The sequence below is a fragment of the Oxalicibacterium sp. genome (assembly GCF_035565035.1).
Classification (GTDB): domain Bacteria; phylum Pseudomonadota; class Gammaproteobacteria; order Burkholderiales; family Burkholderiaceae_D; genus Oxalicibacterium.
In genome coordinates this window covers 1-13,597 of record NZ_DATMTD010000090.1, presented here as the reverse complement: position 1 = coordinate 13,597, position 13,597 = coordinate 1, and the positions used below count along the sequence as shown (strand labels likewise).

Annotated in this window: 13 protein-coding genes; 12 read left to right on the top strand and 1 reads right to left on the bottom strand. The window is 54.3% G+C overall.

Going from position 1 to position 13,597, the window contains the following annotated elements; genetic code table 11:
• Window positions 1-202: 202 nt before the first annotated feature.
• From VN114_RS08185 to VN114_RS08135, 11 genes are all read left to right on the top strand, one after another.
• Window positions 203-1,738 carry a PAS domain-containing sensor histidine kinase gene (locus tag VN114_RS08185; protein WP_325513787.1) on the top strand — a complete coding sequence of 512 codons (1,536 nt, stop codon included), beginning with the start codon at window positions 203-205 and terminating at the stop codon, window positions 1,736-1,738.
• Window positions 1,739-1,852: 114 nt separating this feature from the next.
• Complete coding sequence (locus VN114_RS08180; RefSeq protein WP_325513786.1) at window positions 1,853-2,500, top strand: response regulator transcription factor; 648 nt, start codon at window positions 1,853-1,855, stop codon at window positions 2,498-2,500.
• Between the two features lie 140 nt (window positions 2,501-2,640).
• Entirely contained in the window at window positions 2,641-4,197 is a 1,557-nt protein-coding gene (locus VN114_RS08175) for a diguanylate cyclase (RefSeq protein ID WP_325513784.1), read from the top strand.
• Between the two features lie 505 nt (window positions 4,198-4,702).
• On the top strand, window positions 4,703-6,103 hold the full coding sequence (locus VN114_RS08170; RefSeq protein ID WP_325513782.1) for a flagellin: 1,401 nt from the start codon (window positions 4,703-4,705) through the stop codon (window positions 6,101-6,103).
• A 76-nt stretch (window positions 6,104-6,179) separates the two neighbouring features.
• Window positions 6,180-6,548: a flagellar protein FlaG gene (locus tag VN114_RS08165; protein ID WP_325513781.1), complete on the top strand. Its 369-nt coding sequence runs from the start codon at window positions 6,180-6,182 to the stop codon at window positions 6,546-6,548.
• A gap of 91 nt (window positions 6,549-6,639) precedes the next feature.
• Window positions 6,640-8,688 carry a flagellar filament capping protein FliD gene (gene fliD / locus VN114_RS08160; protein WP_325513779.1) on the top strand — a complete coding sequence of 683 codons (2,049 nt, stop codon included), beginning with the start codon at window positions 6,640-6,642 and terminating at the stop codon, window positions 8,686-8,688.
• A gap of 19 nt (window positions 8,689-8,707) precedes the next feature.
• A complete protein-coding gene (fliS, locus tag VN114_RS08155) occupies window positions 8,708-9,187 on the top strand; it encodes a flagellar export chaperone FliS (protein ID WP_325513777.1) in 480 nt (159 codons plus the stop codon).
• Between the two features lie 3 nt (window positions 9,188-9,190).
• A complete protein-coding gene (locus tag VN114_RS08150) occupies window positions 9,191-9,523 on the top strand; it encodes a flagellar protein FliT (RefSeq protein WP_414694210.1) in 333 nt (110 codons plus the stop codon).
• 7 nt (window positions 9,524-9,530) lie between these two features.
• Window positions 9,531-10,757: a flagellar hook-length control protein FliK gene (locus tag VN114_RS08145; RefSeq protein WP_325513775.1), complete on the top strand. Its 1,227-nt coding sequence runs from the start codon at window positions 9,531-9,533 to the stop codon at window positions 10,755-10,757.
• Complete coding sequence (locus VN114_RS08140; protein ID WP_325513773.1) at window positions 10,754-11,050, top strand: EscU/YscU/HrcU family type III secretion system export apparatus switch protein; 297 nt, start codon at window positions 10,754-10,756, stop codon at window positions 11,048-11,050. Before VN114_RS08145 ends, VN114_RS08140 begins: the two co-directional genes overlap by 4 nt.
• A gap of 47 nt (window positions 11,051-11,097) precedes the next feature.
• Window positions 11,098-11,856: a flagellar brake protein gene (locus tag VN114_RS08135; RefSeq protein ID WP_325513771.1), complete on the top strand. Its 759-nt coding sequence runs from the start codon at window positions 11,098-11,100 to the stop codon at window positions 11,854-11,856.
• A 76-nt stretch (window positions 11,857-11,932) separates the two neighbouring features.
• Here VN114_RS08135 and fliE read toward each other — a convergent pair whose 3' ends face one another.
• Entirely contained in the window at window positions 11,933-12,286 is a 354-nt protein-coding gene (gene fliE / locus VN114_RS08130; protein ID WP_325513769.1) for a flagellar hook-basal body complex protein FliE, read from the bottom strand.
• Window positions 12,287-12,554: 268 nt separating this feature from the next.
• Between fliE and fliF the strand changes: the two genes are divergently transcribed.
• The coding region (gene fliF / locus VN114_RS08125; protein ID WP_414694209.1) for a flagellar basal-body MS-ring/collar protein FliF at window positions 12,555-13,597 on the top strand (1,043 nt) is incomplete at its 3' end.

Below are 13,597 nucleotides of genomic sequence, written 5' to 3'. Positions count from 1 at the left end.
AACCCACGACCCCTTGGTTCGTAGCCAAGTACTCTATCCAGCTGAGCTACAGCCGCGAAAGATGAAATTATAGCTGAGCATAAAACATTTTGGAAGCCCATTGATGCACTTTATTCAAGCGATCCGTTATCGACGCAATTTCGATCCACGAAAATTTAAGGCAAGCACCTCTGCAACAGAGCGTTTTTTGTTAAAAATACTTATGCTACAGTCCGAAGAAAATTCGCATTTGCCGTGGCATCGTCTTGATCGCGGCGATCAACATCCAGAGGAAATCATCATCGACGGAATTCAGGCCGAATGGCTACCGATCATCCTGCAGGGATCGCTCAGCGAAATCTATGTCTTCAATTGCGATACGCTGCACTTCGAATACGCCAATCAAGCGGCGACAGACAATCTGCAATACAACCTGCAGGAATTAGGCAGCATGTCGCCCGCGTCGATTGTGCGGGGTCTCACGCCGGAAGCCTACGCGCAGCTTCTTGACGGCTTGCGGCACGGCAGTCCGGCCGCGATTCAGGCCAATTTGACGCACGCACGCAAGGATGGCTCAACTTATCCTATCGAATTCCGACTGTTTTATCTGAAGACCTCGACAGGTCCGGTCATCATCGCGATAGGTAACGACGTCAGTTCGCGCGACAAATCAGACAAGGCGTTACGCGCCAGCGAATCGCGCCTCGGTGCGATGGTATCCAACACACCGGGACTCGTTTATCAATTTCTTCTTCACGGTAATGGTCGCTCATCCTTTCCTTATCTCAGCGAAGGATGTGAAGCCCTGCTCGGCGTCACGGCTGACGAGCTGCATGACAATCCGTCGCTGTTCATGGAATTGATCCTGCCGGAAGACCGCCCTTCTTATATGGAGTCGATGGCGGCGTCCACGAAGGAAATGAGTGGATGGAACTGGGAAGGACGCATCCGTATCGAGAAATGGAACGACATCAAATGGATCAATCTGCGCGCTACTCCGCGCGCATTGGATGGACACGATGTGCAGTGGGAAGGCATCATGACCAACATCACTGCCAGCAAGCTGGAACAGGAAGAAATCATCCGTTCGCGCGCGCAACTCGCGGAACTGTCGGCCCATATTGACACGGTAAAGGAACAGGAACGTACGCGCATCGCACGGGAAATCCATGACGATCTGGGCGGCAATCTGACTGCCATCAAGATGGCACTGACGCTGCTGGCGCGTCGTTTGCCGAAGGATCCCTCATTGATCGAGAAAGCCGACTACGTCGAACAACTGGTAGACCGAACGATCGAAACCGTGCACAGGATCGCCAGCGATCTGCGTCCTGGCGTACTTGATTTCGGACTTGTTGCCGCCATCGACTGGCAAGCCAAGGAATTCGAAAAGCAATGCGGCATCCCTTGCGAATTCTCTGCCAACAAGACAGAGATTGATCTGGACCCGAATCAGGCAGCCGCCCTCTTCCGGATTTTCCAGGAAGCGCTGACCAATATCGCCAAGCATGCGCACGCCAGCCTGGTGCACGTACAACTGCTCCACACACATCGCTACGTTCGACTTGAAATTGTCGATAATGGTCGCGGCATCAAGGCCGCCGATCGCGCCAAGCCGAAATCATTTGGCATACGCGGCATGGTCGAGCGCTCAATCGCAATGGGCGGAAGTCTGTCCGTCAGCACCTCATTAAAAGGTGGCACAATCGTTGCTATCAACGTCCCGTTGCCCGATTTACCGGAATTATCGATTCCCTGATCAACAATATTGCAAAATAACTGACCGAATTGGTCACATGGAACCGCGCAGAACCAAAATTTGTCTCATTCATGGAGACCGGTCGTCTGCGAAACAGATTCCACAAAGCAGAACATGACAACCAAGAACGTAATAAAAGTCCTGATAGCCGACGATCACGCGATCGTCCGGGAAGGTTTGAAACAGATTCTGGCCGACACCAAGGATATTGTGGTTGCCGGCCATGCCGAAAACGGCAACGAGGCAATCCGATTGTCGCGCGAAGGCACGAGCCATGTGCTCCTGCTGGATATTTCCATGCCCGATCGCAGTGGCATCGAAGTACTCAAACAGGTCAAGAAGGAAACGCCAAAAATCGCCGTATTGATGCTTTCCATGCACCGCGAAGATCAATATGCGATTCGCTCACTCAAAGCTGGCGCTTCCGGCTATCTGAACAAGCAGAGTGCGCCGGCCGAACTGGTCAACGCAATTCGCCAGGTCGCATCAGGCCGCAAATACATCAGTGCCGCCCTCGCGCAGGAACTGGCCAACCAGATCAGTGACGATCACGAAATTCCGCTGCACGAAACCCTGTCGGACCGCGAGTACCAGACGCTGACAATGATCGCCTCCGGCAAAACCGTCAGCGACATTGCGGCCGAACTGGTGCTATCAGTCAAAACAATCAGCATGTACCGCTCGCGCCTGTTGCAAAAAATGAAACTTCGCCACAACGCGGAATTGACGCATTACGCGATCAAAAATCATTTGGTCGACTAGATAACTCGCGGCTGCCTTGTCCAAACGACAAACTGGCAACCATTTGCCTCGCTGATCGCATCATCACGCTTTACCTGTCTGGCATATTATTGCGAGATAGCCGGCTTTCGGCTGCTCAACAATAAAGCGTGTGCGCCGTCATGCCAGACAAATCAATACAAAATCCCGCAGACATTGCAAGGGAAGCCTTTCGTCAGTTAGCCAGCCGTAAAATCGCACCAACGCCGGATGCCTATCACAAGGCTTACGACGAAATCGCAGGCTACGCACCCGAACCGACGCCCGAACAGATTCTTGGCGAATTTGCCGCCACCCTGCTCTCCCTTCCAGATGCCGTCGCCGTCATCGGCAAGGCGCTGCAGCAAGCTGCGGCCACACCTTACTGGCCCGATTACGGCAAAGGCCTGACGCAACTGGTCAATCACTACCAGGCGCAACTGGCACGCAATACCAACAATGTTTCGCTTTCAAGCGGCACAGGATTGATCGACGATCCGCAACCGAAAATGCTGCGCGATCTGCTGACCCGCACATTGACGCTAGCGGTCGCTTCCCTGCTGCAAGGTGTACCTGCACTTGCGGAAGAAGCCGAATCGCTTGGCCGTTCGATCAAGGACGCTCAATCCGAACAGGCGCTCAACGACGCTTCCGTTCGTCTCAAACAACTCTGCTTCAAGATCGAACTGAAAAGCGGCGACATGGCCGAGCAGCACGAACTGCTGTTGCGTCTTTTCCGGCTGCTGCTGGAAAACATCGGCGGATTGCTCGACGACGACTCCTGGATGCATGGACAAATTGAAGCGGTACAGAATCTGATCGCAGGTCCGATCGACGACATTGCGCTGCGAGAAGTCCTGCGCAGCCTGAAGGAAGTCATCTACAAGCAAAGTACCCTGAAGCACAGCCTGACAGAAGCAAAAGACTCGGTAAAAAACATGATCGCCACGTTTATCGACCGCCTCGGTGAAATCGCCGACACGACGGACAATTATCACAAGAAGATCGACGACTATTCGCGACAGCTGGTCGAAACATCCGATACCGGCAAGCTCAATAAAATCCTGAATGAAGTCATGAAGGAAACGCGCATCGCGCAATCCGAAGCGCTGCGTTCACGCGATGCGATTCTTGCCGCGCGCAAGGACGTCGAAGACGCCGAAGCACGCATCCACAACCTGGAAGCCAAGCTCGAACAGATGAGCGAGCTGGTACGCGAAGACCAGTTGACCGGCAGCCTGAATCGCCGCGGTCTGGAAGACGTCTTCGAGCGCGAAATGGCTCGTGCCGACCGCAAGGGCACGCCGCTTTGTATTGCCATGCTCGATCTTGATGACTTCAAGAAGATCAACGACAAGTACGGACATTCTGCAGGCGACGAAGCACTGATCCATCTGGTACGCGTCATCAAGGAAACGCTGCGTACGATGGACGTCATCGCCCGCTTCGGCGGCGAGGAATTCCTGATCGTCCTGCCGGACACCGATCTGGAATCGGCTATTCAGACCATTACGCGCGTTCAACGCGAACTGACCAAACAGATTTTCATGCACAACCACACGCGCCTGCTAATGACGTTCAGTGCTGGTGTCGCATTGCGCAATGAACAGGAAGAGCAGCAATCGCTGATCAAACGTGCCGATTCTGCTTTGTACGCGGCCAAGAAGGCAGGCAAGAATCGCGTGATTGCAGCCAATTAATTCTTTGGCAAGACAATTCTGCATTGCAGGCATTTGGCACGTGTCAAATGCCTGTTTATATAGAGGTCTGTGACCGCATCACGCATATCGAACGGTCCCGCCAATGCAATTGCAAGCTGAAATGCAAGTGCCGTTCCCCTCCTACCGTTTTCTCTGACATATTTTTCTGTTGTATTTTGCCCCCCTGTTTCCAGCCGAAATGAGCAAATAAACAACTTCCTTACTCGACAGGAATTCAGAAAAATTAAGGGCCAAACGCGTTTTTATTTATTTCAAATCCGCTCTAAATTCCTTAAAGATTTTCCGTGAAGCAACCGTCAAAGGACTTATCTGGCTGCTGATTGGGCGGCGCCGGGAAAGAAATTAGTTTCTGTACGACGCTAAACTTTTCCCGGATTCGTCCGATAAAACTTTCAACGACGCTGTAATGCCTTGCACTTAAAGACAAACAGACGTTGACAGAGCTTCAGTCAGACTTCCATCGGACTACAACAGGAGAATTACCATGGCAGCAGTCATTAATACCAACATCTCGTCGCTGAATGCACAACGCAATCTGACGATGTCGCAATCTTCCCTCGCAACCTCGCTGCAACGTTTGTCGTCCGGCCTGCGCATCAACAGCGCAAAAGATGACGCAGCAGGTTTGGCAATTTCGCAACGCATGACCAGCCAGATCAACGGTCTGACACGCGCTGCAGCAAACGCAAACGACGGTATATCGCTGGCGCAAACCGCTGAAGGCGCGCTGGGTCAAGTCGGTGATTCGCTGCAACGTATCCGCGAATTGGCCGTTCAGTCCGCCAACGCGACGAACAGCTCGTCGGATCGCGCAGCCCTGCAACAAGAAGTTAGCCAACTGGTCAGCGAAATTTCCCGTATCGGCGACACCACCTCGTTCAACGGCCTGAAAATCCTGGATGGCACCTACACGAATCAGCAATATCAAATCGGTGCAAACGCTGGTGAAACGATTAATGTTTCGATTGGCGACTCCCGTGCTTCGCAACTCGGTGCGACGACCCTGACTAGCCAAAGCGCAACGACAGGTTCGGGCGCAGCGCTGCTTCCTGCAGCTTATGCAGGCGCTGCAGGTGCGCTTGTTATTAATGGCAAGACAATCGATGTAACCGCAACTACTGACGCAAATAGCGTAATCAACGCAATCAATCTTCAATCCGGAGCCACTGGCGTGACCGCTGCTCGTGCAACTACCAATACGCTGATAGGCGCATATACGGCACCAGTTGGCGCTGGTTCTGTCACGATTAACGGGACATCCGTAGCCGTTGGAGCAGCTGCAACCGCTGCCGATTTCGTTACCGCAGTAAATAATGCGTCCGTACAAACAGGTGTTTCGGCTACGACCGATGGCACCAACGTTACATTTTCCTCTGCCAATGGCGCTGATTTCAGCATCCTCGGTAGTGCAGCAGGTCCTGTCGCTGGCGTAACAACGGCATCGCAAACTTTCAAAGCTGGTATCACGTTGTCGACCAAGCTTGGCGGTACGATCGATGCATCTGGTGCCTTGGCGACCAGCCTGAAGCTTCCCGCATTAGCTGGCTTTGCTGCAGGCAAAGTCGATCTGCAAGTATCCACGATGGATATCTCGACAATTGCCGGCGCCAACAAAGCTTTGGCAGCTGTCGATGCAGCATTGACCCAAGTCAGTGGTACACGTGCAACGCTGGGTGCGATTCAAAACCGCTTCACCGCCGTTGTCGCCAATCTGAGCACCACGTCGGAAAACTTGACCGCATCCCGCAGCCGTATTCAGGATGCTGACTTTGCAGCAGAAACGGCCAACATGACCCGCGGCCAGATCCTGCAACAAGCCGGTACGGCAATGCTGGCACAAGCGAACTCGCTGCCTAACGGCGTGCTCGCTCTGCTCCGTGGCTAATCGCTAGCTGCAGCATGAAAACGGTTCCCCGACTGCATTTTCGGCAGTCGGGGAATTGTCATAAAAGGAGTACATCATGGATATAGGACAAATCGGCAACGGCGCTAAGCCAGCCCCCCGGGTAGACAGCCAACCCGTTACGGTTGCGGCAACCGGCAGCGCTGCACGGCCTGTGCAATCTCCTTCCCCTGTCATGACGCCGGCTGCGGTACAGCAACCGGACCCCGCACAACTCAGTCAGGCTTTGCAAAGCATCAACAAGGCGTTGCAGAGTTCATCATCAAATCTCGAATTTACCGTTGACGACGATACGGATCGCACGGTTGTCAAAGTCGTTGATCAGCAGACCGGCGATATCATTCGCCAAATGCCATCCGTGGAGGCACTGGAAATCGCCAAGGCATTGGATCGCGCAGCCGGTAAGTTGATTAACCAAGAAGCCTGATAGACAAAAGGAGATGGGGAATTCCCCATCTTAATGACGCTTTGGCATGGCTGCCGGTTCGTTACATTAATGCTTTCTGCAGGAGAAAAAAGTGGCCACAGGATCTGTTTCTTCCACGCTAGGCGCCGGCTCGGGCTTGCCTTTGGACGACCTCCTTACCAAATTGATGACGGCCGAGTCGCAACCGCTGATCAGCCTTCAACAAAAGGAAGCGAGCTATCAGGCGCAGTTGTCTGCATACGGCAATCTGTCAGGGGTATTGAGCACCTTCCAGACAGCGATGTCCAAGTTGGGGCAAGCTTCTGCCTTTCAGGGGTTGAAAACCAATATCGGCGATGACGATTTTTTCACCGCAACAACAAGCGACAAGGCAGTAGGCGGCAATTATCGGGTCAATGTTACCCAGTTGTCGCAAGCACAGATTCTCACATCTGCCGGACAGACAGGTCGCACCGCGCCTATCGGCAGCGGCCAGAGCACGACCATTTCATTTCAATTCGGCACGATCAGCGGCGGCACACTTGCAAACGGCAAATACACCGGCGCGACATTCAACCAGAATGCGGATCAGGAATCGGGAACGATCACGATCGACAGTTCCAATAATTCACTGCAGGGTATTCGCGACGCAATCAACGCAGCTAAGATGGGGGTAACCGCCACATTGGTTTCCGACGGTAGCGCCACGCCAGACAGGCTGGTGATCACCTCCAATGAAACCGGGCAGCAATCGAGCATGAAGATTACCGTCGATGGTGATCCTGCCTTGCAAAATCTCTTGGGTTACGACCCGACCAGTACGCAAAACATGTCGCAAACCAGTGCAGCGCAAGATGCGAAACTCACTGTGAACGACATTGCCATTACCAGTCCGACCAATGCCGTAGAGGAAGCCATTCAGGGCGTTACCCTGAACTTGTCGAAGGTAGGAGAAACCTCGCTTTCGATCACGAAGGACACGAGTGCTGTCCAGGCTAATATCAATGCGTTTGTCAAGGCATATAACGATCTCAACACGGCATTGAAAGCCATGACAGCCTATACACCTTCCAAGGTGAAAGGCCAGAAGGGAACGGGCGGCCCATTGGTAGGTGACGCCACAACACGCACCATTCAGGATTCGATTCGCAAGACACTGACCACGTCACTGGAAGGATTGAGCAACAGCAGCATCTCCCTCTCTTCCATCGGCGTTGCCTTTCAAAAAGATGGTTCACTTGCCGTCGATTCGACCAAGTTGACAAAAGCATTGGCGAACAACTTCGACGATATCGGTGCATTGTTCGCAACGGTAGGCAAACCAACCGACAGTCTCATCAATTTCAATACATCCGGTCCGCAAACCAAGGCTGGTACGTATGCGATCAACATCACGCAACTGGCGACACAGGCAACATTGAAAGGCGATGTCGATCTGAATGCCGGTAACACGGTGATTGCCGCCAATACTGAAATCAGCGTCAAGATTGATGGTGTCGAAGCCAAGGTTGCCTTGACCGCCGGTTCCTACAATGCCAAACAGCTTGCGGCGATGGTGCAATCTGCCATCAACGGTTCGTCAAAATTATCCAGCGCGAATGTATCGGTAAGTACAAGTGTGGACGCAGACGGTCATCTGAATGTGGTTTCCGACCGCTACGGCTCGGCATCCAATATAACGATTACCGACGGCACAGGAACTTCTGCGGCGACGTTATTCGGAGCTGTCACCACAGGGACGGTTGGCGTGGACGTCGCCGGAACCATTGGTGGTCAAGCGGCGACCGGCTCCGGTCAAATGTTGACCGCTGCAAAGGGAACGAATGCGGACGGTCTGAAGCTGGAAATCACAGGCGGTTCCCTTGGCAACCGTGGCAGTGTTGATTTTTCGCAGGGATATGCAGATCGTTTGGATAAGCTGCTGGATGGCTATCTGGGTTCCGATGGATTGATCGGCGGTCGTACCGATGGCATCAATCGCTCGATCGGTGATATCGACGATCAGGCGGATAAACTGAATGTGAGATTGGCTGCAGTCGAAGCAAACTACCGCGCGCAATTCACTGCGTTGGATGCGCTTGTTGCGAGTATGAATACGACCAGCAACTATCTGTCGCAACAGTTGGCAAGCCTGGCCAATCTTTCATCTCAATCCATATAAAAGATAAGGCGAAAAGATCATGTTTGGGTCCTTAAAAAATGGTGCCAACGCCTACGCACAAGTGGGAATGGAGACCGGCGTCGTCGCTGCCAGTCCCCATCACCTGATCGTCATGCTGTTCGACGGCGCCATCATTGCGCTTCAGACGGCGAAGCGGCAAATGCAGGAAGCCAATATCCCGGCCAAGGGTAAATCGATTTCGAAAGCGATTGCCATCATCGATGGCGGATTGCGTGCCAGCCTAGACAAGAACGCCGGTGGCGAAATCGCAGACAACCTGGATTCGCTGTACGAATACATGAGCAAACAGCTACTGATGGCCAATCTCAAAAACGATCCGGCCATTCTGGAAGAAGTAACGAAGTTACTGGCTGATCTGAAAGGCGCCTGGTGCGCAATTGATGATCAGGCCGAAACGTTCGAGGAACCAGCTGTTCCGGTTACCCGAAACGCGTACGATCCGCTCGCCCCGAATATCTCTACATTAGTGAAAGCGTGATCAATGATGGATAGTCAGGAAGTCATCTCTCTGTACGAAACAGTCGCCGGCATTACCGACAAGATGCTGGCAGCAGCACGCAATGGCGATTGGGAAGAATTGATCGCCCTGGAAGCTCACTGTGCAAGCCATGTGGCAACACTCAAGGCCGGCGAACCGCCAGTTCCATTAACCGGTACGGTCCGCGAACGCAAGGTACAGATCATTCAAAAGATCCTGTCCGACGATCGCGAGATTCGCAATATCACGCAACCATGGATGGAGAATCTCTCCAGCCTGATGAGCAGCGTCGGTACTGAACGCAAGCTGAGCCACACTTATGGCGCGCCGAGATAAGTAAAAAATGCTGCAACGGGCCGACATCGCGGGTGCCCGACCCCTGATCCTGATCGAAGCACTGCTCCCGACCACTGCGTCGGGAGATGCTCGGCAGGAAGCATTTGATCGGCTCAATCAACTCACGCTTGGCAAGGAATTCCAGGCGCAGGTGCTGTCCCGCCTGACCAACGGCTCCTACCTGATCAAAGTCGACGACGCGCTCGCCAACGTCAAGCTGCCGCCCGGCACAAAGACCGGCGACGTCATCGATCTGACCTTGCTGGCGACACAGCCCCGCCCTACCTTTTTGCTGGGAAAAGCCGACGGCGGGTCCGGCGCTTCCGCATCATTAAGCAATGCCGGACGCCTGATCGGAAATCTGCTGCAACTTGCACAAAAGGATGGCCTGCCGCCCACCGCACTAACCGGCAAGACACCAATCGCCGCCGGCCCGGATGTACCGGCGACGCAGATCGCGCACGCGTTGCAGAGCGCGCTGTCGTTCAGCGGATTATTTTACGAATCGCATGTTGCGCAGTGGGCCAACGGCACACGGCCGTTTACCGATTTGCAAAACGAACCTGCAGCCAAACGCACCGAGACATTGTTGACTGGCACCACCACATTACCGGATGGCAGTGATCCAAAAAATGAAACCCAAACCGGCTCGCGCATGAACGATCTCGGCAAACTGGTCGCCAACGTGCGTGACTGGGTGAACGGCGGCACGACGGCAGAACAGCGCCCGGCATTGCCGGCGGAAACCTTGAGTGTCCTCAAGCAGGCGACGTCATCCATCGACCAGAGTCTGCGCGACTCTACCGGCAAGATGCAGGAAATCACCGGCAACGAAGGCGTCAAACTCATCAGTCTGCAGCTCGACACGCTTGAACAAAAACGTATCCTCTGGCAGGGTGAACTTTTCCCCGGACAACCGATGGAATGGGAAATTTCCGACGAGACACCGAAGCAGAACCACGGTGATGAAACGTCATCGCCGGAACAATCCTGGCAAAGTACCGTGCGGTTTTCTCTGCCGACACTGGGCACTGTTTCTGCCACCGTCAGGCTGACAGGCGAACATGTTCAAGTCAACGTCCGCACTGTCGACGAAGAGTCGGCAACCGCATTGCGCACTTATGGCAGTCTCCTGGCCGATGCGCTGGATGCCGCCGGATCAAAGCTGGATTCGCTGCTGGTCAAGCACGATCGTGAAAATGCCGGCCAACAAACGGACGATACTGCGTCATGAGCGACTCAACGGACAAACCGGTTCCGCCACCCAGCGCCGTTGCGATTACCTACAACAGCGACGATTCGGCTCCGCGCATTGTCGCAAAAGGACGCGGGATGGTGGCAGAGCAGATCATCGAACGCGCGAAGGAGCATGGCGTCGCCATTCATGAATCGAAGGAACTTGTCTCGCTGTTGATGCAGGTCGAGCTGGACGATCACATCCCGCCCGCGCTCTATCGCGCGGTCGCTGAACTTCTGGCGTGGTTATATCGCGTCGAGGCTGCCCAACAGCATGGCAGCAATGTATGATGACGGGTTGAAGGCTGGACGCCTGATGCCCTTGTTGAAGAAATAAGATGACTCTTGCAAGTAACTACGAAGAAACAGACCTGAGCCAGTTCCGGGTGAGCTCCCGACGGGAAGTCATTGCGTTAATGCGCGCCATCAGCGACCGCAACCAGTTGGTCAGAATGGTCATCAATCAAGGCGCTGACACGATTGTCACATCAATTCTCGACATCGACGACACAAACGATACCATGCTGCTTGATTGCGCGCCGACGGCGACGATGAACCAGCGCGTGCTGGAAAGCGAAAAAGTGTCGTTTGAAACCGTGCTCGACAATATCCGCATCCTGTTTTCGTCGACGCAACCCGAAAGCTGCATCTACGAAAATCTCCCCGCTTTTGTCGTCCCGTTGCCGGAATTTGCCATTCGCATCCAGCGTCGCGAATTCTATCGCGTGCCGACACCGCTCACTTCGCCGGTGCTATGTACCGTTCCGTTCCGCACGGAAGACGGTCAACAGTTATCGGTGGTCACCACGCTGCACAATATCAGCGGCGGCGGCATCTCGATGACGGACGAAAAGAAGCTGCTCGATTCGACCTTCGGTCGCATTTATGACAATTGCCGCATCGATTTACCGGGCGGCTCTGTCACCGTGGCGCTCCAAATCCGCAATCTTCTGGAACTTACGCTCACCAATGGCAAAGGCATCAATCGTCTGGGATGTGCATTTGTCGATCCGTCAAACGGCACGTTAGCCGCGGTACAAAAATACATTACAAAACTGGAAAGAGACCGGAACGCGAAAGCGACCGGCTTGGGCTGACCCCGGAAGACCGTCAGTGCAGAGCTGATGGCCGCAGGATTCCACTGAAGGGAATCCCGAAGTTGCCGCCGTACGACTACACCTGCATGTTCATCATGTCCTGGTAGGCCGATACCAGTTTGTTACGTACCTGCACGGTTGCCTGAAACGAGATGCTTGCCTTCTGCATCGAAATCATCACATCCGACAGGTTGACGCTGTCATCACCCATCGTGAACTTCTGTCCCATTTGATCAGCGCTGTTCTGCGCACTTGCCACATTGTCCAGTGAGGCCTTGAGCGCCTGTGAAAAATCCACTTTCGAAGCAGGTTGTTCCACCGGCCCCGTATTGCCCAATGCCTCGGTCGGCTTTTGCGCACGCGCGGCGGCAGCCTTGAGCTGTGCCACCATCGCTTCGATCGCGTTTGAATCGATCCCGTTGACCTTCATCGTTTTTCCCCATCTGGTTGCAGGCACAGGGCTATAATCAATCGCCCGGCCCGTCCGGCACGGCTACCACACAGGTAACCGACTACCCCGCCAAGTTATCACGCGCTGCCGATCGAAACGGCCTGATAAGCCATGAAAACCCTGCTCTTTTCCAGCGATTGAAATTTTCCGTAGCCCTGACAATCCATGCTACGGAAAAAAGTTTAATAGCGAGCTTATCTATGAAGAATCCACGCACAGTTGACGGCAGCCGAACAGGAGTTCAATCATGGCAGTAGTCGTTGCAGGTGAAGGCAACCTGACGCCGGACATCGGCGGCGAAGGAACGCGTCCTAGCGGATCGAATGCTTTTCTCGATATGGCGAAATCGCAGAATGGGCGTCGCTTCCTGTTGATGGCGGGCGCTGCGGCGGTCATTTCCGTGATGATTGGCCTGGTTCTCTGGAGCCAGAAGCCCGAATATCGCGTGCTCTTCTCCAATTTCTCGGATCGTGATGGCGGTGCCATCGTCTCCTCGCTGCAGGCGGCCAATATCCCGTACAAGTTTGCCGAAGGCGGTGGTGCGATCCTGGTACCTGCCGACAAGGTGCATGAAGTTCGCCTGAAACTGGCTGCGGAAGGCTTGCCGAAAGGCGGCAACGTCGGTTTCGAGCTGATGGAGAACCAGAAGCTCGGCATCTCGCAATTCCTCGAACAGGTCAATTTCCAGCGCGCGCTGGAAGGCGAACTGGCACGTTCGATCCAGTCGATCGCAGCCGTTCAGGCCGCGCGCGTGCATCTGGCTATTCCTAAATCGTCGGTTTTCGTACGCGACCAGCAGAAGCCGACTGCGTCGGTCCTGCTGAATCTGCATTCCGGCCGCATCCTCGATCAGCAGCAAGTCAGCGCCATCGTTCATCTGGTGGCCAGCAGCGTGCCCGAACTGTCACCGAAGAACGTGACCATCGTCGATCAGGCCGGCAACCTGCTATCCGAAAACAGCAAGCCGGCGGGCACCAATACACTCGATCCGTCGCAACTGAAATACGTGCAGGAACTGCAGCAGAACATTGTCAAACGCATCGAATCGATCATCAGCCCGATCGTTGGCCCGAACAATGTACGTGCCGAAGCCACGGCTGATGTCGACTTCTCGACCAGCGAACAGGCTGCGGAAATCTACAAACCGAACCAGGTACCGAACAGCGCCACCGTTCGCAGCCAGCAAACCAGCGAGTCGAGCAATGGCGGCACCGCTGTCGGTGGCGTTCCGGGCGCACTGACCAATCAACCGGCTCCTGCCGCGACCGCGCCGCTCACCGCGCCACAACT